The 26505-nt window shown below is 48.7% G+C and carries 25 protein-coding genes; 3 read left to right on the forward strand and 22 right to left on the reverse strand.

Going from position 1 to position 26505, the window contains the following annotated elements:
* Position 1 precedes the first annotated feature (1 nt).
* Positions 2-1249, reverse strand: a complete 1248-nt coding sequence (gene hflX / locus ACFO4U_RS04740; RefSeq protein WP_078147034.1) for a GTPase HflX — start codon at positions 1247-1249, stop codon at positions 2-4.
* A 101-nt stretch (positions 1250-1350) separates the two neighbouring features.
* On the opposite strand from hflX, the gene ACFO4U_RS04745 reads away from it, so the two are divergent.
* Entirely contained in the window at positions 1351-2355 is a 1005-nt protein-coding gene (locus ACFO4U_RS04745; protein WP_214690815.1) for a tyrosine-type recombinase/integrase, read from the forward strand.
* An 84-nt stretch (positions 2356-2439) separates the two neighbouring features.
* Here the strand turns inward: ACFO4U_RS04745 and ACFO4U_RS04750 are convergent, their stop codons facing one another.
* From ACFO4U_RS04750 to ACFO4U_RS04760, 3 genes are read right to left on the reverse strand one after another with little or no spacing between them, the layout of a single operon-like run.
* Positions 2440-3000, reverse strand: a complete 561-nt coding sequence (locus ACFO4U_RS04750) for a histidine phosphatase family protein (RefSeq protein WP_214690814.1) — start codon at positions 2998-3000, stop codon at positions 2440-2442.
* A gap of 34 nt (positions 3001-3034) precedes the next feature.
* Positions 3035-3628, reverse strand: coding sequence for a GNAT family N-acetyltransferase (locus ACFO4U_RS04755; RefSeq protein ID WP_215243865.1), 594 nt, complete (start codon positions 3626-3628; stop codon positions 3035-3037).
* 23 nt (positions 3629-3651) lie between these two features.
* The gene (locus ACFO4U_RS04760; protein ID WP_215243864.1) at positions 3652-4584 is read right to left on the reverse strand and encodes an alcohol dehydrogenase catalytic domain-containing protein; all 933 of its coding nucleotides are present in this window, start codon (positions 4582-4584) and stop codon (positions 3652-3654) included.
* Between the two features lie 157 nt (positions 4585-4741).
* On the opposite strand from ACFO4U_RS04760, the gene ACFO4U_RS04765 reads away from it, so the two are divergent.
* Positions 4742-5899 (forward strand): MFS transporter, encoded by a 1158-nt coding sequence (locus ACFO4U_RS04765; RefSeq protein ID WP_215243863.1) that lies wholly within the window; start codon positions 4742-4744, stop codon positions 5897-5899.
* A gap of 141 nt (positions 5900-6040) precedes the next feature.
* On the forward strand, positions 6041-6589 hold the full coding sequence (locus tag ACFO4U_RS04770) for a DUF4256 domain-containing protein (RefSeq protein WP_215243862.1): 549 nt from the start codon (positions 6041-6043) through the stop codon (positions 6587-6589).
* A gap of 687 nt (positions 6590-7276) precedes the next feature.
* Here ACFO4U_RS04770 and ACFO4U_RS04775 read toward each other — a convergent pair.
* The 18 genes from ACFO4U_RS04775 to resB form a co-directional block, all read right to left on the reverse strand.
* Entirely contained in the window at positions 7277-8458 is a 1182-nt protein-coding gene (locus ACFO4U_RS04775; protein ID WP_074036841.1) for a glycine C-acetyltransferase, read from the reverse strand.
* 13 nt (positions 8459-8471) lie between these two features.
* Positions 8472-9548, reverse strand: coding sequence for an L-threonine 3-dehydrogenase (gene tdh / locus ACFO4U_RS04780; protein WP_215243861.1), 1077 nt, complete (start codon positions 9546-9548; stop codon positions 8472-8474).
* A gap of 166 nt (positions 9549-9714) precedes the next feature.
* On the reverse strand, positions 9715-9975 hold the full coding sequence (locus ACFO4U_RS04785; RefSeq protein ID WP_012726477.1) for a stage V sporulation protein S: 261 nt from the start codon (positions 9973-9975) through the stop codon (positions 9715-9717).
* A gap of 26 nt (positions 9976-10001) precedes the next feature.
* Positions 10002-10796 carry a TIGR00282 family metallophosphoesterase gene (locus tag ACFO4U_RS04790; protein WP_159562409.1) on the reverse strand — a complete coding sequence of 265 codons (795 nt, stop codon included), beginning with the start codon at positions 10794-10796 and terminating at the stop codon, positions 10002-10004.
* Between the two features lie 48 nt (positions 10797-10844).
* The gene (gene rny / locus ACFO4U_RS04795; RefSeq protein WP_035387855.1) at positions 10845-12407 is read right to left on the reverse strand and encodes a ribonuclease Y; all 1563 of its coding nucleotides are present in this window, start codon (positions 12405-12407) and stop codon (positions 10845-10847) included.
* 188 nt (positions 12408-12595) lie between these two features.
* Positions 12596-13645, reverse strand: coding sequence for a recombinase RecA (gene recA, locus ACFO4U_RS04800; RefSeq protein ID WP_012726480.1), 1050 nt, complete (start codon positions 13643-13645; stop codon positions 12596-12598).
* A 76-nt stretch (positions 13646-13721) separates the two neighbouring features.
* Positions 13722-14948 carry a competence/damage-inducible protein A gene (locus ACFO4U_RS04805; RefSeq protein WP_196430828.1) on the reverse strand — a complete coding sequence of 409 codons (1227 nt, stop codon included), beginning with the start codon at positions 14946-14948 and terminating at the stop codon, positions 13722-13724.
* A 62-nt stretch (positions 14949-15010) separates the two neighbouring features.
* Entirely contained in the window at positions 15011-15589 is a 579-nt protein-coding gene (gene pgsA / locus ACFO4U_RS04810; RefSeq protein ID WP_074036832.1) for a CDP-diacylglycerol--glycerol-3-phosphate 3-phosphatidyltransferase, read from the reverse strand.
* 32 nt (positions 15590-15621) lie between these two features.
* Positions 15622-16494, reverse strand: coding sequence for a helix-turn-helix domain-containing protein (locus tag ACFO4U_RS04815; RefSeq protein ID WP_078147046.1), 873 nt, complete (start codon positions 16492-16494; stop codon positions 15622-15624).
* 27 nt (positions 16495-16521) lie between these two features.
* Positions 16522-17298, reverse strand: a complete 777-nt coding sequence (locus ACFO4U_RS04820) for a YmfK family protein (RefSeq protein ID WP_012726484.1) — start codon at positions 17296-17298, stop codon at positions 16522-16524.
* 93 nt (positions 17299-17391) lie between these two features.
* Entirely contained in the window at positions 17392-18105 is a 714-nt protein-coding gene (gene ymfI / locus ACFO4U_RS04825) for an elongation factor P 5-aminopentanone reductase (RefSeq protein WP_251125244.1), read from the reverse strand.
* Entirely contained in the window at positions 18084-19343 is a 1260-nt protein-coding gene (gene yfmH, locus ACFO4U_RS04830) for an EF-P 5-aminopentanol modification-associated protein YfmH (RefSeq protein ID WP_214690805.1), read from the reverse strand. Before yfmH ends, ymfI begins: the two co-directional genes overlap by 22 nt.
* Entirely contained in the window at positions 19340-20578 is a 1239-nt protein-coding gene (gene yfmF / locus ACFO4U_RS04835) for an EF-P 5-aminopentanol modification-associated protein YfmF (protein WP_215243860.1), read from the reverse strand. The genes yfmH and yfmF overlap by 4 nt, the downstream gene beginning before the upstream one ends.
* A gap of 7 nt (positions 20579-20585) precedes the next feature.
* The gene (locus ACFO4U_RS04840) at positions 20586-21137 is read right to left on the reverse strand and encodes a cob(I)yrinic acid a,c-diamide adenosyltransferase (RefSeq protein ID WP_012726488.1); all 552 of its coding nucleotides are present in this window, start codon (positions 21135-21137) and stop codon (positions 20586-20588) included.
* A gap of 49 nt (positions 21138-21186) precedes the next feature.
* A complete protein-coding gene (locus ACFO4U_RS04845; protein ID WP_143180242.1) occupies positions 21187-22896 on the reverse strand; it encodes a HAMP domain-containing sensor histidine kinase in 1710 nt (569 codons plus the stop codon).
* Positions 22893-23609 (reverse strand): response regulator transcription factor, encoded by a 717-nt coding sequence (locus ACFO4U_RS04850; RefSeq protein WP_147538010.1) that lies wholly within the window; start codon positions 23607-23609, stop codon positions 22893-22895. The genes ACFO4U_RS04845 and ACFO4U_RS04850 overlap by 4 nt, the downstream gene beginning before the upstream one ends.
* 160 nt (positions 23610-23769) lie before the next feature.
* Positions 23770-24954 carry a c-type cytochrome biogenesis protein CcsB gene (gene ccsB / locus ACFO4U_RS04855; RefSeq protein WP_031423441.1) on the reverse strand — a complete coding sequence of 395 codons (1185 nt, stop codon included), beginning with the start codon at positions 24952-24954 and terminating at the stop codon, positions 23770-23772.
* Complete coding sequence (resB, locus tag ACFO4U_RS04860; RefSeq protein WP_159562414.1) at positions 24954-26498, reverse strand: cytochrome c biogenesis protein ResB; 1545 nt, start codon at positions 26496-26498, stop codon at positions 24954-24956. Before resB ends, ccsB begins: the two co-directional genes overlap by 1 nt.
* Positions 26499-26505 lie beyond the last annotated feature (7 nt).

A 26505-nucleotide genomic window follows, 5' to 3' on the forward strand; every position in this document is an offset into this window, starting at 1 on the left:
CTTACACCTCAAATTGTTTTAGCGTCGCATATAGACGCGTGTCTTCTCTCATATAACCTACTAATTCGACAGAACCGTCATCTAAAAAGCTCTCTTCAAGACGATACATCGCCTCTTTGGCCGGGTGGTAGTGTTCAAACGCCGTCACCGGGAGAATGACATGGACTTTTGTCAAAATGTCCGCAATCTTATCCTCGAGAGCACCTGTCAACGTCACGATATCTTCCGAGGCGATTGCCGAGATCAATAACGGTCCGCCGACGAAGTCTTCCGTGAGACGGTCTTTCTTATTATATACCTCGAGCTGAGGCACCTCACTCGCACCGAGTTCCTCTAATACCGCATTCGTCGTATCGATTTGATTCAGATAATGTGGGTTCGATGCATCGATGACATGAAGGATCAAGTCGGCACCGACAACTTCTTCTAATGTCGAACGAAACGCGGCAACGAGTTTCGTCGGCAAGTCACGGATGAAGCCGACCGTATCTGTGATCAGTACTTTCCCACCTCGCGGAAGTTCGAGCTCGCGCGTCAACGGGTCGAGCGTCGCAAACAATTCATCCTGCTCGTACGTGTCGGCATCGGTCAATCGGTTAAAGATTGTCGACTTCCCAGCATTCGTATACCCGACGAGCGCGACTTGGAATACCCTGTTTTCTTTTCGGCGTTCTCGGTAACGTCCACGGTGTGCGACTGTCCCCTCGAGCTGTTTCGTGATTTCATCGATGCGGCGCTTGATGTGACGACGATCCGATTCAAGTTTCGTCTCACCAGGACCACGCGTCCCGATTCCACCACCGAGTCGCGAAAGCTGTGTGCCTTGACCGATGAGACGCGGCAGCAAATAGTTCATCTGCGCGAGTTCGACCTGCAATTTCCCTTCGCGCGATTGCGCACGGCTCGCAAAGATGTCCAAGATGAGCTGTGTGCGGTCAATCAACTTCATCTCATCTGGGTCGTTCAAGGCGATGCGAATGTTTTTCGACTGTGCCGGTGTCAATTCGGCGTTGAAAATCAATAAGTCCGGCTCGAACTGTTCGACGAGCATCGCGAGTTCCTCGATTTTCCCTTTCCCGATAAAGGTACGACGGTCGATTTGTTGACGCTTTTGGTCGAGTCTGGCAACGACTTCGCCTTGCGCCGTGTCCACGAGTTCGACGAGCTCGCCCATCGACTGTTCATATGTCCAATCATCGGTACTAGGCAACTGACAACCGACGATGACAACTTTTTCACGTTCAATCATGTAATCCCTCATTCCATAAAGTCTCACCTTCCATCTTACCACGAATCAGCGTATAGAGAACGTCCGTTTGTGGTAGGATAAAGGAAGAAGGAGGCTCGACCATGACGAAACGAAGAAAAGACTACCCGCTCCCGGAATTTATTGAAACGTACCTCTATCATCTCGGCGCCAGCGGTCGTCAACCCTCGACGCTTAAGCGATATCGCTACGACTTGATCGACGTGCATAAATACTTTCACGACCACAATGTCGAACTGAACGAACCGACGGACTGGTTAGACGTTCCGCTCGAATCGTGGAAGACATTCGTGAATGACTTCTTAATCGAAGAGAAGCACTATCAACAGGCGACCGTCGCAAGAATCGTCACGGTCATCAATAGCCTGACCCAATTTTTAAATCCGCTTCGTAAAAAGATGCTTGCCTATTCCCAACCGGCACATACGTTGACAGTCGACCAAGTCGCACTCGAATCTGAATTCGACCGACTCGTTCAAACGATTCGTTCGACGAGAGGACTGAGTGAGAATCAGCTCCAAGCTCATCCTTATCTCGTCAATCGGAACGAACTGATTGTGACGCTTTTCTATAAATATGGATTGCGTGTCCATCACATCATTCGTTTGCGAATGAGCGACTTGCATCTGGCCGATCACACCTTCGACGTGTATGATCGTCTCGGAAACCGTTTCACGTTGAAGCTGTCACAGGAAGATCAATCTTTGCTCATGAATTACCTGGCTGATATCCCGACCCCGGTACGACCACGTTGGTATTCAGAAGACCCGGTCTTCGTCTCATTCGATTTTGCCCGGATGACGTTCCGCTGGGTGTATGCGAAGAATCAACCGAAGCAATTGACGATCGTCATGATTACGAAAATGATGCGGCAGTTGAACGAACGAAGTGGACTCGCGCGCTCCGTCACGCCATCGATGCTTCGAAACGCCCATGTGTTGAAGACATATGCGGTCGATCTGACACCATCCGAGCGGATGAATATCACCTGTATGCATAAGGAATCTTCCCTCCGCCGGTATGAACAGGCGTATGAAGAGTTCGGAACTGAGTTATTTGAGTCAGACGAAAGACCCGCCCTCTCGTGAAGGGCGGGTCTTGGTCTGTACGATTTCAGGTTATCCAATGGTGCGAAGACAACTTGATCCTTACCATCTATAGTCAATCGATTTCTAACCTTGAGGTTTATATAACTTCTCGACACTCATCAATGTGTTGTTCTCAAAAGTCGCCTTATAGATATCCGGCATGTCGAGTTCTTTCCAAAATTCATATCCATATCGCGCATCAAAATAATTCAGCATGAGAACCATAATATTTCCATGTGTGCCGAGCACCACTTTTTTCCCTTCGTACGTACGGAGCAGTGATATGAGAGCCTCTACCCCTCTAGATTGAGCCTGATCGTTCGACTCTCCCCCTTCCCATGCGAACGCAGGATTTTTCCAAACGGTCTCCATCGCGCTTGTAAAGTCTTTAGCCGGTTCTGAAGTCAAGGTTCGCTCTCTCAAATCATCCGACACTACAACGTCCTGTCCAAGATAATCCGCGATGCCTTTTACGGTTTGAACGGCTCGTTTATATGGACTCGAAGTCACGATATCGATCCCCTCATCGATTAGAAGGTTTGTAATTTCAGCAACATCATGCATTCCTTTCTCAGATAACGGTCTGGCGAATTCGTCTGGTGTATAGGTAGAATGTGCATGTCTGACAAAATATATAGTTGTCATTCAGTAGTCCCCTTTTATAATGTCTCGTCGTTGTTTACATACGATGTCCAGCCTCATCATAAGCTTTAGAATGATGGTTTAGCTGCAAAAATTCATGTCGCAACAACCCGTAGACGACATGATCGACGTAACGGTCATACAGCCACTCCGCATCTCGAATGACCCTTTCTTCCTTAAAGCCGAATCGTTCCGGAAGTGCCCGACTCTTCACATTCTCTGTCGCGACTCGGATCTCAATTTTATTTAGTTTCAAATCTTGAAACCCATACTCGATGATGGTCTCGAGCGCTTGACTCATGATGCCTTTCCCTTGAAACTCTTGTCCGAGCCAGTATCCGATTGTGCCACATTGAATACCACGATCGATTTCGTTAAATCCAATTGTTCCGGCCAGTGCTCCTTTATACATCAAAGCGAACGATTTTGGGCGCCCGCCCGTTTCAATCAACCCTTTGATTCGTCCCTCTATGTTCTGCTTCGAGTCTTCCACCGTCTCAATATAGTCGAGCCAGCCAAGCCACTCTCGCAAATAAGGCTTCGATGCAATCGTCAGCTTAAATAACTCGTCCGCATCGTCTGTATTGAACATTCTCAGTGTGACATCGTCATTTAGTTTATATTCAAGCATATAGTCCCATCCTCATTATTTATTCATTTGTCCTCATATGTCACTGCAACCTTAATTGGATTTATGACGCGTTTATTTAGTTTTTCAAACGTATCAATCAATCTATATTGGTCAATGTCCAATTCAAAAATCTTTCTTACGTATGGTGTATGTCGGCTCACTTCAAAATACCACCTGAAATGTTCTTTATAATCCCATCCATCACTCGATCCGACGATATGTAACTCTTTTTCAAAAAAATGCGGTTGCAACATCAACCCTTCTCGATTGCCATCTGACAAAATACAGATAGATTTATTCGGCTTAACAGCTTGTTGAAGGTTCATGAAACCATCATTACGAGCCGAACATTCAATGCCGTAATCATAGAAGCTCTCCTTCACTTCATTCGGGGTATATACACGGCCAACTCCAAACGTATGAGCCAGTTCTTTCCGATTCGAATCCGGATCGATCGCATCAATCATCGTCACACCATAATAGGTTCGTAGATAATAGATTGCGAGTAACCCCATCGTTCCTAGACAGGAAACAATGACCGAATCGGTAGAGGATGGTGCTAACTTTCTAACCCCTTTTGCTGCATCGCAAGACAAAATCGCTAACAACGCTGTTTTATAATCCACTTCCGGCGGAACGTAAAACGCTTTTTGTTCAGAGACAATCCCATATGTTTGTTGTCCATAGAAGGCGAGCACCCGATCTCCGATATTGAGCGAAGTCACACTTTCTCCTCTATCCACAATGATCCCATAACTCTCATATCCCACTTTTCGGGGATAAACCGGACTCGAGTCAGTCAAATCCGTTTCGTCATATTGAGGAAGCTCTGCCCCAACACTAATGGCGGTGGCAATGGTTTTAATCAAAACCTGATCAGCCTCAAGAGCAGGTATTCGTGTTGTAACCCACTCCAACTTCTTTTTACCTACGAGTTTCAAAGCTTGTTGAATCATTCCATCCTCCTACTATGACAATTTCACCCATATGACAAGTTTACAGAATTAATCAAATTTTGTATAATTATTTTTATATCATTTTATGAAGAGGTGAAAATGTGTAAAAACGATTCGTCCAACCCACCAAATTGAATAGATTCGGAGGAGATTTGTGATGAAATCCTTTTACACACTGCTCGTTAGCCAATGGCTCGCAAACATTGGCGATGTCCTGTACATCGTCGCGCTCATTGCCTTGCTGTATCAACAAACTGGGTCCGCTCTCATGGCGGCCAGCTTCCCGATTGCCGTGACTGCCGGTATGACGCTCAGCGGACTCTTTTTCGCCCGCATCCTCAGTCGCTACTCGCTCGGGAAAACGCTCGTCCTGTCACAACTGATGAAGACGATCACCCTTGTTCTCGTTCTCTTCACGGATTCGATTCTTATTCTCGGACTCGTCATGTGGATTGCATTTCTCGATGGATTCGCACGTCCGATTCAAGCCTCGTTCATCCCAAGTTTGGCGACGAATCGTCAACAAGCGAACAGCCTAGTTCAAGGTTCCAATCAGTTCATCCAACTCGCGATGTGGCCGCTCGGGACGATGCTCGTCTCTCTCTCGTCTAGCGCCTTTGCATTAATCGTTTCACTCGTTCTCTTCAGCCTTTCAACGGTTGTGACGATTTACTTCTATCAATCGCTTACGGAAGACATCGTCGATGATGGAACGGAGGAATCGATTACCTTACGCGATAGTCTTACTTATGTAAGAACGTCACCATTCGCTCGTCGTGTGACTTGGTTTGTGACGTATGAATCATTTGTCAGCACGCTTTGGATTTCAGCGTTGCTCCTCGTCTATCTCGAGCGACATCTGCAAGTCGATACAGGCTGGTGGGGAACTCTTAACGCATCATTTTTGATTAGTATGATTGCGGCGAGTGCCTATCTTTATCGGTCTCGTCGATCACCCTCGCTACCTTCGACTGCCGTCTTATCCATTGTTGCCGCCATGTTGTTCGGCGTGACCGAGCATCTCGCGTTTGCGATTTTGGCGTTAGTGATTCAAGGGGCAGCCACACAAATGCGGATCATCCAGGCGAATACCGTCATTCAAGAACAGATCCCGACTGCGCGACTTCCCTATGTATATAGTGTGCAACAAACGGGATACGCCCTCGCATTCAGTGTAGGGAGTTTGCTGTTCGGTCTTCTTGCGGATGGACTACCAATCGATTCGGTTTACCTTCTCGGAGCACTTTTGACTCTTCCGTTGATTTGGATCGGACGATTGACTAAACAGTCTATGTTGACCGTATCATCTGTATAAACAAGAGGCGCCTTCTCTAAGAGAGGGCGCCTTATTTAAATGATTTTCTAACTGGTAGATTCTCCATTCTCACAATTGAAAAGACAACCTGTAGCGATTCATATCGTATACTAAAAGAAACAAATGATCGGAGTGATTTCCATGTCGAAACTTTCACAGGAAGAAACCATCGAGTTACTAAATGCCTTAGAGTCTCGTTTTACCGAAAACGTTGAACGTCATCCTGATGCCGTCTGGTCAGACGTATTGGAACGAATTCAAATTAATCAGGACAAGTTGACCACCCTCGCTTTGATGGAAGAGACTGGCGGAGAACCGGACGTGATTCGACTCCTTAACGGAGACCTCGCTTTTTGCGACTGTTCAGCCGAGAGCCCGAGCGGTCGACGAAGCCTCTGTTATGACGAACCGGCGCTCGAAGCACGTAAGAAGAACAAACCCGCCGGAAGTGCGGTCGCCCTATCTGAACAGATGGGCATAACCCTTCTCGATGAAGAAACATACCGACACTTACAAACGCTCGGTGCATTCGATTTGAAGACGTCAAGTTGGATTCAGACACCGGACACCATTCGTCAAAAAGGTGGCGCCCTGTTCTGCGACCGTCGCTATGATCACATCTTCGTCTACCACAATGGTGCAGATTCTTATTATGCCGCTCGAGGATTTAGAGGAATAATCATGATTTAAGCAAGGCATTGCGCCTTGCTTCTTTTTTATTGCAATAACCAACTAAAGACTTTCGGAATATATATGATGAAAAATAAGCTGACAGGAATCACTGCGAAAAGCCTTAATATCCACGTATATTTACCCTTGAACTTTCTGAAGTAGAACAGCAATGCACCAAACGCAATCGCATTTGCTGTCAAATTCGGTTCTTCTATACCGTTCTCAATCCATTGCTTGAAAAAAATCTTCCATCCAGGAAAGGGTTCGAGGGCGAACGACTCGTTGAAACTCGGTGTAAGGTTGTACTTCAGCCTCACAAACCAGGCTCCTATATAGACAAAGATGAATAAGAGCGCGTAACACATCAGTACAACGTTCCACAATTTCCCTTTCCAACTCTCACTCCGAAAGTACAAGACGCCAATCAAAATCAGGACACTAAATATCACATTTATTATGAATGGTGGTGAAATCGTCAGAATCGAAAACGTCTCTCGATCTAATACCATTCCCACTTGAAAGATCCCTTTCTGAAACATAGCCTTTCCTCTTTTCTAATATGTACTGATTAAATAAAATACGGTAATTGAAATATTAAGAAATACGCTATATTTCGATTTACTTCATCTGTGCCCTATTTGAATATACTCGATTTCATATACAAATCCACCAAAAAACTGCAGACAGATCGTCTGCAGTTCTCATTTATGCGTGTAGTGTCACATTCAACTCTTCCGCGACCGTTTTAAACGCTTCGAGTGCCCGTTCTAGGTCATCTCGTGTATGTTCCGCTGTGACGATGGTCCGGATACGGGCTTTCCCGCGTTCGACCGTCGGGAAAGCGATACTCTGTGCGAATACACCATGCTCTTTCAACTTGTCCGAGAATGTATGCGCAAGCGTCTCTTCGCCGAGCATGACCGGTGTGATCGGTGTCGTCGCATGTCCGATATCGAAACCAAGGTCACGTAAACCGTTTTTGAAGAACTCGGTGTTCGCCCATAGCTTGTCGAACAGCTCTTCTTCCTCTTTCATCACACGGATCGCTTCACGGTTCGCCGCCACGACTGCCGGTGGATGTGATGTCGAGAAGAGGAACGGGCGACCTTTGTGGATCAAGTAATCCCGAATATCTTGTGAACAGGCGACATAGCCACCGAGGACACCGATCGCTTTTGAGAGCGTCCCGACCTGAAGCGCGACACGACCGTCCAAACCGAAGTGGTTGACCGTTCCGCGACCGTTCTTCCCGAGAACGCCAGATGCGTGAGCATCATCGACCATGACCGCAGCGTCATACTTCTCGGCGAGTTCGACGATGGCCGGAAGCGGTGCGATGTTCCCGTCCATCGAGAACACACCGTCCGTCACTACAAGACGTGTGCGATAATCTTGTGTCTCTTTCAACGCCTTCTCCAAGTCTTCGAGGTCGACGTGTTTATAGATACGTCGAGCCGCTTTCGTGAGGCGAATCCCATCGATGATTGACGCATGGTTGAGGGCGTCACTGATGACGACATCCTCCGGTCCAAGCAGTGCAGACAATACCCCGAGGTTCGTCGCGAATCCTGATTGGAAGACGAGTGAGGCCTCCGTATGTTTGAACTCCGCGAGTTCGCGCTCAAATGCTTCGTGCATCTCGAACGTTCCGGCAATCGTACGGACTGATCCCGTTCCTGCGCCGTATTGCTCGACCGCTTCAATGGCTGCCTGTTTCAAGCGCGGGTGGTTCGCAAGTCCGAGATAGTTATTTGACGACAGTTGGACGAGTGACTTTCCATCGATTGTCACTTCATTCCCTTGTGCTGATTCGAGTGGGACGAGCTTACGGAACGTCCCTTGTTCTTTCATCTCGTTGATTGCTTCTGTAATATGTTCAAATGCCATGTTGTTTCCCCCTTTATGGTATTAAGACGACCTTCCCACATTTCCCTGCCCGCATGAGTTCGAATCCTTTTTCGAACTCCTCGAGCTTGAAGACGTGTGTGATGATCGGTTCGACGTTCAGCTGACCCGTCGCGAGCATCGTCGAGACCTGGCCCCACGTCTCATACATCTTACGTCCTGTGATCCCTTGGACGCGGACCCCTTTAAAGACGACGTCCCGTGTGAGATCGATGGCGACCGGACGGGCCGGGAGTGACAAGACGTTGACGTCCCCGCCTGCCGTGACCAACTTAAACGCTTGATCGATGGCAATCGGATGACCGCTCATCTCGCAGACGACATCGATTCCGTCCCCGTCGGTCTCACGTTCAATCAATTCGAGCGGATTCTCCTCTAAACTGTTGATGACGACATCGGCCCCCATCTTTTCGGCAAGTTGTAAGCGATATGGATTGACGTCAATCGCATAGACACGACTCGCCCCTGCTGCTTTGGCGACACCGACCGCCATGAGTCCGATTGGGCCACAACCGACGATGGCGACCGATTTAGCTGACACATCACTCGCCAACACCGTGTGCACCGCATTCCCGAGCGGTTCTTGAATCGATGCCAGTTTCGCTGGCATCGACTCCGGGTTCACCCATAAGTTCTCTTCGGGCATGACGACGTATTCTGCGAAGCAGCCTTGCGTGTCCACCCCGATGATTTTTGTGTTCTTACAGATGTGGTACTGCCCGCGCAAACATTGTTTACACTGATGACAGACGATATGCGTTTCAGCAGACACCGTCTGTCCGACTTTGATTCGCTTCGTCCCTTCTCCGAGCGCCACGACTTCCCCCGAAAATTCATGACCAAATACGTATGGTGGTTTGACGCGGCTCTGTGACCATTCATCCCACTCATAGATGTGGACATCGGTCCCGCAAATCGATGTCGCTTTGACTTGAATGAGTACTTCTCCAGGTCCTGGTGTCGGAACTGGTACGTCGACCAGTTTTGCCCCAAACCCGGCCGTGTGTTTTTGAATCGCTTTCATTACTGGTGTCGTTGATTCCGTCTCTTTGGTTGACACAAGTTGTTCCATTGAAAACGTCCCCCTCTTGTCTCTAATGATCGAACGATACGTTCTTTATCATCTTGTCATAAAATGACGAAACTGAGAAGATAGAACGTCCGATTTACACAAAAAAAGAGGAGCCATCCGCGCCGATGGCTCCTCTTCACAAGAATAGGACCTATGTCCCGACCGCTCATCGCGGCTCAATGATGAGCTTGATGGCAGTACGTTCCTCTCCGTCAATCATAATATCAGTAAAGGCCGGAATGCAAATCAAATCGAGACCGCTTGGCGCGACGAAGCCTCGGGCAATCGCGACGGCTTTGATGGACTGATTCAGTGCACCTGCCCCGATCGCCTGTATCTCACACGTTCCTTTTTCACGTAGCACACCCGCTAAAGCACCCGCAACGGAGTTAGGGTTCGATTTTGCCGAAACTTTGAGTACGTCCATTCTTGTTTCCCCCTCGGGTAGGTTGTTCAATCAAACCAGACGGTCTGATCATCTAGGTGTATTCGTTCGATTTTTGTCGCTCGTTTCGTCTGATCATCGATTGTAATGAAAACTCCATTAAGTTGTTCCCGTCCCTCGGCAACTTCAAACCGAACTGGGAGTTGTGTCATAAATTTTTTTAAAACAGTCGACGCATCCATTCCGAGTACCCCGTCTAGTGGACCGGTCATGCCGACGTCTGTAATGTAGGCCGTGCCGTTCGGTAGGACACGCTCGTCCGCTGTCTGCACGTGTGTATGTGTCCCGACAACGGCTTGAGCGCGACCGTCGAGATGATAGCCCATAGCGATTTTCTCGCTTGTCGCCTCAGCATGGACATCCACAAAAATCGCATCGACCTCATCGCGCACTTCTTCGACGAGACGGTCGACGGTACGGAACGGACAGTCAAGAGACGGCAAGAAGACATTTCCCATGACATTGATCACGGCCAATTTCTTCCCATTTTGTTTCAACTTCATCATGCCAACCCCAGGTGTCCCGTCCGGATAGTTGGCCGGACGGACGATCCGGTCGGCGTCGTCGATCCAATCAAAGATATCACGGTTGTCCCACGTGTGGTTTCCCATCGTTACCCCATGAAAGCCGAGCTCCAAAAACTGTTGGTAAATCTTTTTCGTAAGACCACGTCCATTTGCTGCATTCTCACCGTTGACGAGCATGAACGTCGGGTTGTATTTGTCTTTCAAGCGTCCGATTTGTTTCGTCAATATATCACGACCTGGTTTCCCGACCACATCACCGATAAATAAAATTTTCATATAAAGTCCTCCCTCAAACAGAAAAAGCGGAGAAATTCTCCGCTTCGTTTACTTCGCATAATCGACGGAACGTGTTTCACGAATGACCGTCACTTTGATTTGTCCAGGATAATCGAGTTCGTCCTCGATTCGCTTACAAATATCACGTGCCATCTTACCGGCGACGACATCGTCAACGACATCAGGGCGAACGATAATCCGAACTTCACGTCCTGCTTGAATCGCATACGATTTCTCGACACCTTCGAACGACTCACAGATTGATTCGAGTCGCTCAAGACGACGGATGTAGCTTTCAAGTGTCTCTTGGCGAGCTCCAGGACGCGCTGCTGACAAGGCATCAGCCGCTGCCACAAGTACAGCAATCGTCGATGTCGCCTCGACGTCCCCGTGGTGGGAAGCGATCGAATTGATGACGACCGGATGTTCTTTGTATTTCGTCGCGAGTTCTACACCGATTTCAACGTGACTACCTTCGACTTCGTGGTCGATTGCTTTCCCGATATCGTGTAAGAGTCCTGCCCGTTTCGCGAGCGTGACATCTTCACCAAGTTCGGCTGCCATCATCCCGGCAAGATGTGCCACCTCAACCGAGTGAGACAAGACGTTCTGACCATAACTCGTACGATAACGCATGCGACCGAGCGTCTTGACAAGGTCTGGATGGAGTCCGTGAATTCCGGCTTCAAACGTAGCTTCCTCCCCGTATTCACGAATGCGTTCATCCACTTCACGGCGAGACTTCTCTACCATTTCTTCAATTCGAGCCGGGTGAATCCGACCGTCTTGAACGAGTTTTTCAAGCGTCATCTTCGCGATTTCACGACGAACCGGGTCGAACCCTGACAAGATGACGGCTTCTGGTGTGTCATCGATGATGAGGTCAATCCCAGTCAACGTTTCGAGCGTCCGGATGTTACGTCCTTCGCGCCCGATGATACGACCTTTCATCTCATCACTCGGTAAGTTGACAACGGATACCGTCGTCTCGGCGACATGTTCAGCTGCATATCGTTGCATCGTGAGAGATAAGAGGTGTTTCGCTTTTTTATCCGCTTCTTGTTTTGCTTTTTGCTCGATTTCTTTTTGAAGGAGAGCAGCATCGTGAAGCGCTTCCTGCTTCGCTTCGTCCATGATGATGGTACGTGCTTCATCTTTCGAGAGGGATGCCACGCGTACAAGTTCTCGGCGTGCCTCTTCGTATAACTCCTCCACTTTGCTTTCGAGCATTTCTGCTTCACGCTTGCGTTTTTCGAGTCCTCGTTCCTGTTCATCTAGCGAGTCTTCTTTCCGCTCGAGCATGTCTGCTTTGCGGTCAAGAAGCTCTTCCTTTTGAACGAGGCGATTCTCTTTCACTTTCTGTTCTTCGCGACGTTCACGCAATTCTTGTTCCGTCTCATTACGAAGTTGAATCATCTCTTCTTTTACTTCAAGCCGTGCTTCTTTTTGCATCGCTTCCGATTGTTGTTTTGCTTGCTCTACAATCTTAGTCGCTTCCGTCTCGGCACCTTGAATCTTCGCTTCGGCGATCGATTTACGCACAAAAAAACCTGCAACAAAAGCTATCGGCAAAAGGAGGATCAGAATAAGCCAGTATAGCCATTCCATCATGTTCACCTCCCTTTCGCAAGGTTATTTTATTTTTTTAATAAGTGAGATACACGGGCAAGCCCACGCATAACTTTATTGTACTTATTTAATAGGGAGAATGCAATGCACGGACAGGATAGAACTACCAATTGCCTAAAAAATTATACTAAAAAAATCTCACTCGAAAGAATTCGAGTGAGACGATGTGCTTATTCGTCATCGAGAAGTGAGAGGACTTCGTCGTCTTCGCCTTCGACCGTGACCGTTTTTTCTCCATTCAATCCGTAGTGATCTCGAATCTGTTGTTCGACCTCAGCTGCGATTGCTGGATTTTCTTTCATGTATTGCTTGGCGTTTTCACGGCCTTGACCAAGACGTTCTTCATTGAACGAGTACCAAGCTCCGCTCTTTTGAACGATGTCGAGGTCTGCACCGATATCGATGAGTTCCCCTTCACGCGAGATCCCCTCACCATACATAATATCAACTTCCGCTGTTTTGAACGGAGGTGCAATCTTGTTTTTTACAATCTTGATCTTCGTACGGTTCCCGACCATATCTTGACCTTGTTTGAGCGTCTCCGCACGACGAACTTCAAGACGTACAGAAGAGTAGAATTTCAAGGCACGGCCCCCTGGAGTCGTTTCCGGGTTACCGAACATGATCCCGATCTTCTCACGGATTTGGTTGATGAAGATGACAATCGTTTTCGACTTGTTCGTCGCACCAGACAACTTACGAAGTGCTTGAGACATCAAACGAGCTTGAAGACCGACGTGCGAGTCTCCCATTTCCCCTTCGATTTCGGCTTTCGGTACGAGTGCCGCAACCGAGTCGACGACGAGGATATCAACTGCTCCAGAGCGAACGAGCGCTTCAGCGATTTCGAGCGCTTGCTCCCCAGTATCCGGCTGTGAAAGGAGCAACTCATCGATGTTGACCCCAAGATTTTTAGCATACTTCGGATCGAGTGCGTGCTCGGCATCAACGAATGCTGCTTGACCGCCACGCTTTTGGACTTCTGCAATCGCATGAAGGGCAACCGTCGTCTTACCTGAAGATTCTGGTCCGTATACTTCGATGACACGACCGCGTGGATATCCACCCGCACCGAGCGCGACGTCGAGGGCGATTGACCCTGAAGGGATGACCGATACTTGTTGGTCTGTATTTTCACCAAGGCGCATGATTGAGCCTTTACCGAATTGTTTTTCAATCTGGCGTAATGCCATTTCTAACGCTTGTTTACGATCACTCATAGATAAATGAGCCTCCTTTAATTGATACTCTTATTATACGTGAACACTGTACGATACACAAGTTTTTTACGAACATTTATTCGCCTTTTTTGATTCGTTGAATGAGAGCCCATAATCCGTCCTTCGCGGCTCGCATGCGGATGATATTCCGTTCTTGATGGGGATACGTCCGCTCGATGACTTCTATTCCGTTTGGTGTCTTCACTCCGATATAGACCGTACCGATCGGACGACCCGAATTCGATGTCGGTCCTGCCTCTCCCGTGAAAGAGAGGGCATAGTCGGCATGGGTGGTCTTTGACAATCCGTCCACCATCTCATAGGCAACTTCTTTTGAGACGACTGAGTGCTGTTTAATTGTATCAAGCGAGACCCCTAAATACCTATTTTTTAGCTCATCCGAATAGGTCACGACTCCACCTAGAAAGACGACTGAAGCGCCAGGTGTTGATGTAATCATCGATTGTACCTCGCCGCCGGTCAACGACTCAGCCACAGCGAACGTACGATTCAATCTAGACAATGATTGGACAAGATGTGATGCGATCGTTTCATCGTCAGAGCCGAAGTAGTACGAACCGACCCGTTTCATAATCTCAGTCTTCACTTCTTCAATCATCTGACGCGCGGTCACCTCGTCCGTCGCTCGAGCACTGATCCGAAGTCTTGCCTCTCCCGTCTCGGCATAGGGGGCAACGGTCGGATTCGAGCCGTCCAATAAGTCCTTCACGGCATCGTCGAGAGCGGATTCTCCAATCTCATAAAACCGTAATGACTCTGAGACGAGCGTCGCTCCTGATAGTTTCTGCGGAAACGTCGCCTCGACCAAAGCTTTCATTTCACGTGGCACACCCGGTAAAAGCAACCACGTCGTGTCTCCGGCAATCCACATGCCCGGGGCAAGCCCGACCGGATTTGGTAATACGTCTGCTCCGCTGAGCACGTCGGCTTGGCGAGCGTCCCCATCATTCATCAATCGATTTCGTGACACGAGGAATCGTTGAATCGTCTCATACGCTTCCTCATCCCGAACGATCGGACGGTCTAGTAAGTCGGAAAGGACTGTCTTTGTGACATCATCCGCCGTCGGACCGAGTCCACCCGTGACGATGACAAAGTCGGAACGACGACGGGCGATTTCAAACGTCTCTCGCATTCGTACCGCGTTATCCCCGACAACTTGATGATACAAGACCGGCACACCGTACTTCGACAGTTGTTCTGATATGTAACTCGCATTCGTATTGACGATTTCCCCTAAGAGCAACTCGCTTCCTACCGCAATGATTTCGGCTCGTTTCATCTCATTTCCTCCTCAACTTCAAAAAAAAGACGAGCTAGATCAACCAACTCGTCTCTGTCGACTTACATCGACTTCACAATAATCTTATAGTTTTGTGCGAAATATTCGGCACCTGAGTAAATTGTAAGTACGAGCGCCAACCACATCGCCCATTCGCCAAACGGGATCCCGACATAGCTAAAGATCGGGTTACCGAACAGTAAGAAGATGATGGCAAAGAGCTGCACCCACGTCTTCGCTTTTCCAGATTTCCCGGCCGCGACGACAATCCCTTCATCGGCAGCGACGAGACGTAAGCCTGTAACCGCAAATTCACGTGATAGAATCACGACGACGACCCACGCCGCGACGAGATCCATCTCAACGAGCAACACAAGGGCCGCCGTGACGAGCAGTTTATCTGCGAGCGGGTCCATAAATTTACCAAAGTTCGTGACTAAGTTATGCTTACGGGCCAAATGTCCGTCTAACCAGTCTGTAATGGCCGCAATCGTAAAAATCACACCAGCGATAAATTGGTGCATCGGGATATCAGCGCCTAAAAAAGCGATGTTTCCCCAATCAAAATCAACAGCGAGTAAGACGACGAATACGGGGATCAAGACCACGCGTAGCATCGTCAATCGGTTAGGTAGGTTCATATAGAACGCCTCCTCTTAGAAGGAGAGTCGACTTATTCGGCGTCGACTCTCTTTACAAAAATATTTTGTGTGACCGGAGACTCTTGAAGCTCGAGCTCACGACCGTTGACGACGATTTTCTCAACGCCTGCGATGAGTCCGATTCGAATACGCAATGTGTCCGTCTCGGCATCTTCAATGACAATCGGATTCTGTTTCGACTGGTTCGGATACTCCGGTGCGAGAAAGGCTCCTTCTAACGACGTATCACGAACACCCACGTAAGAGGCAGGTGACTCCTTCACATAAATCTCGGTCGACAGTTTCTCGTTCGTCGCGAGTTCATAAGTGATATCTGCCCCATTCGACTCCTTCACCGCAATCGGACCAGATTCCGCTGGCGGTTCTTCTTCGGTCGGCTCCTCTTCAGTCGGTTCCTCCTCGACCGGTTCATCAGCCGGGACATCCTCATTCTGGTCGACTGTGACACCAGAACTTGGCGGTTCGGCAGGACTTGCATCCTGACCACCGAAGTCGATGCTTCTCACTGCGAAATAAATCGCGGTGATGAGCAAGAAGACCGTGAGAACGAGGAGAACTTTCGGAACCCATCTCGAGACCCGACTTGTCGACTCGGAAGCCTTCGAATACGTTTTCTTCCGAGAGAGTTGAACAGACGGCTGTGCCTCGATGACCGGTAAATCTTTTGCATATGTCTCGTATAATTCATCCACATCTAGGCCGAGCGACTCCGCATACGTCTTAATGAACGCCCGTGCATAAAAAGAGCCAGGGAGATTTTTGTAATCACCTTCCTCGATTGCGATGATATAGCGCTTTTGAATCTTCGTCGTCTGCTGGATTTGGTCGAGCGTCAATCCGCTCTCCTCACGCTTTTGTTTCAAAAAAGTCCCTAGTTCTGTCACAGGGGTCCACACCTTCCATTCACATAATTATTCAAACCATTCTGACTCACGATGCGTTTCTTGTGGGATGATGATCGTCTCATCCGGATTGTTTCTCAATTCAATAATATAATCAAAGTCTTCATACACGCAATCGGTGTTTCGGACGTACAGGTCAGGGTGTTCGATGACTTTCACGGCCGGCAACCGCATGACTTCACGAATGAGCTGGCGATGTCGTTCATCCATCGTTCGGGTAGAGACGGCACCATCGATTATGTATACGTGATCGCCTTCCCGTTCCTCTTCAAATAATGAGGTCCGAACGGTCTGTTTCATCAGTGTCGAGGAAAGAAACAACCATCGTTTGTTCGCACACACACTCGCTGCTACGATGGACTCCGTCTTTCCGACGCGTGGATTTCCACGAACACCGATTAACAAATGGCGTTCTTCCTTCATCAGTTCCGCAACGAAATCGACGAGAATGCCCAAATCTTCACGGACGAAGCGAAACGTTTTTTTGTCATCACTATCATGGTCGATATAACGACCGTGACGGATTGCAATCCGGTCTCGTAACTTCGGACGGCGCAACTTGATGACGGCAATAGCTTCCATCCGCTTTAAAATATGCTCGAGTCGATGCACATGATCGGCGGCAGGTGCTTTGAGCAACATTCCCCGTCGCTGCAAATCGACCCCATTGATGGTGACGATGGAGATTTGAAGCATCCCCATGAGAGATGCGATGTCTCCGAGGATACCCGGTCGATTCTGACACAATTCATATTCGAGATACCACTCTTCGAATTTATGTTCCATCCCCAACCATCCTTTCGAGCGAGTTCGCTACCTTGCCTATTTTAAATTATTTTAGAAGAATTGAAAAGAACAGGTTTATTTACATGAATCGGATCATTGCCAACCGCCGTCGACGCGTATCACCGTGCCCGTCATATACGAGGCGTCCGGTGAGCACAAGAAACGGATCGTGTTGGCCACGTCCTCTGCCGCACCGAGACGTCCAAGTGGAATGTCATCGATCACGGATTGTTTCGACTCTTCTACCGTATCATTCATTGGCGTATCAATCCACCCCGGGGTCACCGCATTGACTCGAACATTGAACGGTCCGGCTTCTCGTGCGAACGCCTTGACGAAGCCGAGCTGTGCCGCTTTGACGGTTGAATAAAACACCTCAGCCGCCGCACCGACCTCTCCCCATACACTCGAGACAATCACGATATCCACGTGATGATCGTAAGGCTTCCTTGCAACGACGGACTGGATGAGTCGGATCATTGCCCGAACATGTACATCGTACAGCCGGTCGAGCTCATCCATCGACTGGTCGACGACGAGACCATGGAGCGCATGTCCGGCCACATATACAATTCGGTCGATGTCCAGCATATCCTGCACCCACGACTCAACAGCGTCACGGTCTGTTAGGTCACAAGGGAGAATTTCTGCCGAAAGATTCTCTTCATCTATCAAATGACGGAGTCTATCACTACTCTCGTTCGCATGCAAAATCAGTTCATCTTCACGAAAAGCGAGCGAGACGGCACGTCCGATGGTACCGCTCGCTCCAACAATCAATGTCTTCATCGTTTTTTGACGATGCATACCGTTCGTTGTTCATGGCGGAACAAGCGCTCGTATGCTTCGTATAGTTCGTCGAGTGTGATGGCATCAATCAAAGTCGGGATTTCAAACAAATTCCCATCATTGAGTGCATATCGAGAGAACTGATTTGCGATGAATTCCGGTGAGTTCAATGCTTTCAAGAACTGTCCTTGCATCATGCGTTTCTTCCGGTCGAGCGTCTCTTGACTCAACTGAAGTGGACGTTCTAACGCCTCCGTCACACGGTCGACAAACGCATCTACTTCCGACGTCTCCATCGACAAGGCGGCAAAGGCAAACGTTTCCTCTGACGTATAGTCAAACGAGAAGGCATCGTCAATCAATCCTTCAGCATAAAGTTCTGTATAAAGAGGAGCTGTCGTGTCGAAGAGCGCATGCATGAGCAATTCTACTGTCAATTCTTGCTTCAGACCTGCTTCCCCAGCTTGTGGTACATCCTTATACCCAATCATGACTTTCGGTACAGAGACGTCCATCTCGATGACCCGTTCTGACAGACGAACCGTGGTCGGTTCATATACTGTCTCACGAGCACTCAATCGTGGTGTCTCAAAAGATTTACCTGCTTGGTTATCTCGAATCAAGGCAAGCATCTCATCCGGTTCGATGTTCCCGACGACGAACAATGCCATGTTGCTCGGATGATAGAACGCTTGATGACAGGTGTACAAGTCTTCCGCCGTGATCTTTGAAATCGATTCGATTGTACCTGCGATATCAATCTTGACGGGATGTGTCTCGTACATCGCCTCAATTAAACCAAAATACAAGCGCCATCCGGGATTGTCTTGATACATTTGAATCTCTTGACCGATGATGCCTTTCTCTTTCTCGACAGACTCTTTCGTAAAATAAGGAGTCTGGACGAAATCAAGTAGCGTTTGTACGTTTTCCGAAATCTTGGACGTGGCACCGAACAAATAAGCCGTCCGTGTGAAGGAAGTGAAAGCGTTCGCTGACGCTCCTTGACGACCGAATTGTTGGAAGACGTCACCATCTTCTTTCTCGAACATCTTATGTTCTAAGAAATGTGCGATACCATCGGGAACCTCGATCCAGTCTTCTAGTTTGAAGCGTCGGTCAATCGATCCATATTTAGTCGTGAACGTCGCGAATGTTTTTTCATATCCAGTCTTTTTCAACAAGTAAACGGAGAGGCCATTGTCGAGAACGTGATGATGTAACGTCTCTCCGACGTTAGGAAAGTCTAATTTCATGCTTCTCCTCCTTTCAAGCAATAAACCGCTTCGAGTTCCATTTCTTTCGCAAGCGCAACGACATGATCTCGTGTCGTGTTTTCAATGATTGCCATCTCTTCGTCTAACGAGAACGGACGAACGTCTGCTCCACTCATCCAAGCAATCAATTGACGTGGACTGTCTCCAAGTTGTCGACGTTGATTGAACAACAACTCTTTCGTCTGTTGCAACGTCTCATCCTCAAACTCGCCCGCTTGTAAAGCGTTCAATTGCTCTTCGATGATCTGTTCGGTTTTTTGCTGGTTCGACGCATCGATGCCGGCATAGACGAACAACTTCCGACTGAGGGAACTATATTGTGAAGCGGCATAGTACGCCAGGCTCTCTTTTTCACGCACGTTCATGAACAGTTTCGAGTGAGGGAATCCTCCGAACAATCCATTCACGACTTGCATACGAATCGCCGCTTCCGTTCTTGGGTCGACATTGAGTGAATAAGCGAGATGGAGCTTGCTTTGTTTAATGTCTTGGTGTTCTTCCAAACGCTTGAACTCTCCTCGACTCGCTTCTGGTAACAGGCGTGGTCGACGTGTCCCAAGGGATTCCAATGGATTGAAAGCCTGTTCGACTTGCTCACGATTGACATCCCCGACAACATAGATGTCCACACGGTCATGTTGAATCATCGATTGATATGCCTCATATAATGATTTCGGTGTGACATGGTCGAGTTGCTCAAGCGTACCGAGTGACGGAATCGCAAGTTCTCCTCCGAGCATTTCTTGTAGACGCTGTTGGGCGAAACGCATTTTGTCATCATAGACCGATTCGATACGCTGACGTTGCAATCGACGTTCCTGCTCGACGATGAGTGGCTGGAACGCCCCATCGTATGCGTTCGGACGAAGGAGAACGTCTTCGAGTAACTCGATTGCCTGACTCAATACGTCTTCTCCGACAAGATGATCGTTGACGACTTCGAGTTGGAATTGGATGACGTGCTCCTTTCCGATCTTAGATGCACCAGCATATAAGTTTGTGTCATACAACTCCTCTAGCGGTGTGTGAAATAACTCAATGGATGGATACGTTGCCGTCGATTTCTCCATAATGAACGGGAGCAATGCCCGATCTGCGACCGTCTCCGCCGATAATGGAGCGGCGAATGACACGAGACAAGTCGTCGTTTTAAATTTTTTGGTCGGATAGACCGAGTAGTGCAATTGATGTTGGAACTGTTCGATTCCTTTCATCTGCCGATCACTCCTTTTTTCGTTTTGGTTGAAACACGGCAGCGCCGCGCGCATATTCTTGATCCGGCACCCCTGCCACGACGTTCGCGTAACGGGCAACCGTAAATAAATAATCACTCAAGCGGTTAAAGTAAGGCAATTGCCGGTCTGCGACTCCGAGAGCCGCTAAGTCACGCTCGACCCGTCGACAGACGGCACGAGCCACATGTAAGCTAGCTGCGGCAACGCTGCCGCCCGGAAGGATGAAGCGCACAAGTTCCGGACAGGACTCCTCCCACTCATCCATCCATCGTTCTAGTTCCGTCACGATTGACAAATCGACCATTTTTGGCGGTGCCTCAGCATACATCAGCTCCGAACCGAGGTCGAACAAGTCGTGCTGAATCTTCGTCAGCTGTATTCGGAGCGTCTCATCCTCTTGATGCGCGATGGCGAGTCCAATCTGACTATTCAACTCATCGAGATGACCCATCGCTTCAATCTGAGGATGGGATTTCTCGACACGACTACCGATTAATGATGTTTCACCCTTGTCGCCCGTTCGTGTATAACGTTTCATTCGACTCCCCCCTTAAAATGCCACAAATGGTGACTCAAGCGAGTCACCATTACGAGTTGTGTGGTTGTTCAAATGGTAAGTAAATCTCGAAGGTGGTTCCGACCCCGAGTGTACTCGATACGCTCACTTTTCCGTGATGGGCATCGACCACATTCTTCACGATCGCGAGTCCGATGCCTGTCCCTGTCTTCGAACCACTGGTCCGGGCTTTATCGGCTTTATAGAATCGCTCGAAAACGAACGGCAAATCCTCTTTTGGAATTCCATGACCTGTATCCGTCAACTGAATCCGTAGCCCGTCCGTCTCTTCTGTGGCCTCAATCCGAATTTCTCCAGAATCGGTATGCGCGATAGCATTGCCAATCAAGTTGGTGAACACTTGCTCGAGACGATCGCCATCCGCCTCGATGAGACGGTGCGGGGCGTCGGTCTGTAAACGAATCTCTTTTTCAGATGCCATCTGATTGAACTTTCGCATGACTCGGGGCAAGAAATCACCGATATCAAACGAAGTGAAATGCATCGTCTCTTTACCCGATTCGATGCGTGCCAAATCCAACAAATCATTGACGAGTCTTGCCAAGCGGAGCGATTCATCATAGATGATGGAGGCGAACTCTTTCGTCGCCTCGTCACTCTCAGTGATGCCATCGATGATTGCCTCTGAATACCCTTGAAGCGTCACGAGCGGTGTCCGGAGTTCATGGCTAATGTTCGCCACAAAATCGGTCCGCATCTTATCGAGTCGATGACTTTCTGACGTATCCCGGATGACAACGACAGCACCCTCGAAATCGTCTTCTCCGACGAGTGGTGTGACTGTCAGTGTATAGTACCGCTCATCCTGTTTCACTTCGATCGTCTTTTCAGACGTCCCCTCCATCACTTCCTCATAAAGAGACAATACGACTTCATGTGGTTGCCCATCTTGAAGTAATGGACTCGCTTGCGGGTTCGTGACAATCACGTTCGCATGACGATCGAGTGTAATGACACCGTCTGCCATCGAACGAAGAATCGACGCAAGTTGCAGCCGTTCCCGGTCAAGGGCATTCACATACTTCGAAAGCTGACTGCTCATTGCGTTGAAAGAAGCAGCGAGTTCTCCAATCTCATCCCGTGTCTTCGTCTCCAAACGCAAATCAAATTGCCCCTCTCCCGTCTTATTGACTGCATCCCGCATCGCTCGGAGCGGTGCCGTGATTCGTGTCGACAAGAAGAAAGCGAAGACGGTCGTGACGATGATGGCCGAAGCGACGGTCCAAAGAATGATGGTCCGTGCTCCCGCGTTCGCACTCGAGATCGCATCGAGCGGTTCGAGCAGGTAGAGCGTATACTGTCCTGTCGATAAGGAGAAGGTCGTCCGATACGCTAGTGCGGCCTGGTCGTCAAAAGATGAGAAATTCCCGATGGCCGTCTCACCGACCGCCTGATAGGTTTCCCAATCCTGTCGTTCAAGTTCCACCATCAAACCATCCACTTGATTTCCAAAATTCGATCGGGTCGTACCGTTCTCTAAGATATAGTTAGCCCCGTACACTTCGATGATTTGATCAATCGTCTGGGACGTGTCACCTTCATTCAACAAAACCGATTGGACCTGTCCACCGAGCTTGGCAAGATGGCCTCGTTCCTGGTCGATATGAAAGGAATTAAAAAATTCAAGCATCAACACCGAGACGATGAATAAGATGACACTGACCAAAACGAGAATCGTCAGCCACAGTTTCGTGACGATGCTGTTTCGACGAATCATCATTCACTGGCAGCTTCGAACTTGTACCCGACACCCCATACGGTCGTGATCATATGCGCCGCGTCCGGTGAGACACGATTCAATTTCTCACGAAGACGTTTCACATGCGTATCGACGGTCCGAAGGTCTCCGAAAAATTCGTAGTTCCATACTTCTTTTAACAACTGCTCTCGTGAAAAGACTTTATCCACCTGTTTTGCGAGGAAGAACAATAACTCATATTCTTTTGGTGTGAGGGCGATTTCCTCGCCGTCCACCGTGACGCGGTGTGCATCATTATCGATTGTCAGATGTGGGAAGACGATCAAATCCTTCGACTTCTCACTCGTGTGCATGAACTTCGTCGAACCAGAGCGGCGAAGCAATGCTTTGACGCGGAGCACGACTTCACGCGGACTGAACGGCTTGACGATATAATCATCCGCCCCGACTTCGAATCCTTGGACACGGTCGATTTCTTCACCTTTCGCCGTGAGCATGATGACCGGAGTCGCTTTCGTCTTCCGGAGTTCTGTACATACTTCAACCCCATCCATCTTTGGCATCATCAAATCAAGCAAGATCACGTCGTATTCGTTATCAAGGGCAAGCGCGAGCGCCTCTTCGCCATTGACCGCTTCTTCAATCACATACTGTTCACGTTCTAAGTACATTTTCAAAAGTCGGCGAATTCTCTCCTCGTCGTCGACTACTAAAATCTTCGTTTTCTCAGCCATACCTGAAACCCTCCTAAGACCCATTACGAGTTGTAGCGAATGTTGCACAATTGTGAACATTCCACTCTCTGCCATAACTATACCACTCTATTATTTCGCTTCACAACGATGATTTGATGGACCAAATGAAAAAGAAGTCACAATTGTGACTTCTTTTATGTCAGGCATACGAATGCAGACCGGCAATGACCAGGTTGACGAAGACGAGGTTGAACATGATGATGGCAAATCCACCGACACATAACCAGGCCGCTTTCGTTCCTGTCCAGCCACGCTGAATGCGCATATGCAAGTAGTAAATATAGATCAGCATCGTGATGAGGGCCCAAACTTCTTTCGGGTCCCATCCCCAGAAACGGTTCCAGGCAATCTGTGCCCAAATCATCGCAAAGATCAGACCACCAAGGATAAAGACCGGTAATCCAATCGCGACCGAGCGATAGCTGATTTCATCAGCAAGGTCGAGATCGACTTTTTTTGCAAGGGGTTGGAGCGCTTCAGCGACGCGTTTACGCAAGATGACAAAGCGGAGCAACACATAGATTACAATTCCGCCGATGACCGACCAGATGAGCGTGTTCAACTTGAGTGTATTGATCCAGTTCGGGAGCTCGAGTGACAAGCCACTCGCGCCAGACACGAGTTGTGCCCCTTCTGGGACGAACAAGATCGGCATGAAATATTCATACGTCTCCGCTTGACCGCGGTCGTTCGTGAACTCGACGACACCTCCGGCACCAATCCCCTTGAATAACATCGAGACGATGATGAAGCCGAGCGTGCACATGAGGACAAACATCGTCACTTCGAGCCACGTCCGTGACTTAGACTGTTCTTTCATCGATGTTTCGTTCAATAAGAAAATGAGTCCCGATGCAAAACTAATGGCCAAAATCCCTTGTCCGAGCGCAGCCGTCGTAACGTGAATTTTCAGCCATACACTGTTGAGTGCCGGGATGAGCGGTGCGACCTCACTCGAGAACATTGAAGCGAAGGCGATGACGAGTAACGCCACCGGCATCGCGAACAAGCCGAGTACATCATTTTTATAAATTCCATATACGACGAGGAACCCAAGTACCATCATCATACCGAAGAACGTCGTATATTCGTACAAGTTTGATACCGGCGCATAGCCGACACCTGCCCAGCGCATAAAGAAATATGTCATTTGAGCGACAAAGCCGATGATTGCCAAGATAAAGGCGTATTTCCCATAGGCAACACGGTTGACGTTTCGATCTTTACGCATACCACTGACGGCAATCGTAAAGAGAACCGTCGAGATTGCGTACAGGAAGAACGCGATAAACAGCATTCGGCTGCTCCATTCAATCCATTCCATCAAGATTCCCCTCTTTCATCTGTTGACTCGTTCTCCGACTTCTCTGTGAATCTCGCCTGGTCTTCCCACATCGGTAAGCCAGTTTGTTCTAATAGCGGCGACACTTCACGACGGAGCGAGGACGGGTTTTTATTCGTAAAACCGGCTACAAGCACGCCCTCTTCATGACGACGGATCCAAACGCGACGGTGTGGCCAGTACATGCCCATCGCAATACCGATCATAAAGATCGTGGCACCGACGATCAAAATCGGATAGGTGGAGTCACTCTTCACACGTAAACCACTCGTGCTCGCCATCTCTGTACCTGCAAACTGGACATCGTAGCGGTTCTCTTCATCAGCGACATTCAGACGAATGCCGATTAAATTCGACTCCGTTTCTCCTTCAGGTGATTCAACGTTGAAGAAGAAGGCAGGATTCAGTGCACGTGGTGATTTCGTATTCGGTTGTCCATCTTTCACTTCAAAGTCTGGATACAAATCTTTCAACGTGACGGTGACCCCATCGAGCTCATAAGACTTTTCCGGATTCTCCAAATCAACTTTGAACGGACCATATTCGTCGCCGGTTTCTTTATCTGCCAACATGAACGACATCGATAAGAACTCTGGACGACTTGAATATTGTTCCTGATACACTTCAAATTTATCGAACTTAAACGGGTGGTTGACTTTCGTCGAACCGACATCGACTTGCTCGAGTTGCGGCGATCCGTCCTCGTTCGTTCCCGTCTTTTTGAATAACGTCAACTCTGTCTCATAATTTTTAGGAACGGCTCCTGCTTTTTCAATGGCGGCCGCGAACTTCGCGTCCTCTTCATTGTTCTCAGGGTCGTACATTTCAAGAATGAACTGGTCGTTCCGTAAGTAGTACTCGCCGTCAGTCGCCTCTAGCGACACCGTGTCGCCTTCACGCACCCATTCGAGCGTATCCGTATGGAATGCAGGGAACACTCGCAGCATCGCCCCTAGGAAGAAGATGACAAGTCCGAGGTGGTTGACGTACGGACCCCAACGACCAAACCGGTGTTTCTCTGCTAACAGAGCATCGCCGTCCCGTTTGACGGTATATCGTTTCTTTTTAAGTGCGACTGCGATCTCATCAATTTGAGCCTCCGTCCCATCACCTTGTCCGAAGAGACGTTGCCCCTTCATAAAACGTTCTGTCCGTCTGACCGGTTGTTTTTTAAGCGCCTTATAGAGCGGAACCCCACGGTCAATCGACACGACGACGAGTGAGAGCGTCAACATGACAATCAGACCGATGTACCACCACGATGTGTATAGGTTATGGAATCCGAGGGCGTAATAAATAGAACCCGGTGTTCCATACTCCTCCATATAATATTGTTCAGGCGGTAATTGTTGTGGGATGTACATCTCTTGAGGAAAGATTGTTCCGATTGCCGAACCGACAATAATCAATGCAATTAACCACAACCCCACTTTGACCGATGCAAAGAAGTTCCACACACGGTCAATGATCGATTTCGGACGACGCTTCGACCGTAAATCAGCGCCTTCGTATTTCATATCTAGCATCTGTGCG

The organism is Exiguobacterium profundum, assembly GCF_042652865.1.
In the GTDB taxonomy this organism is placed as follows: domain Bacteria; phylum Bacillota; class Bacilli; order Exiguobacteriales; family Exiguobacteriaceae; genus Exiguobacterium; species Exiguobacterium profundum.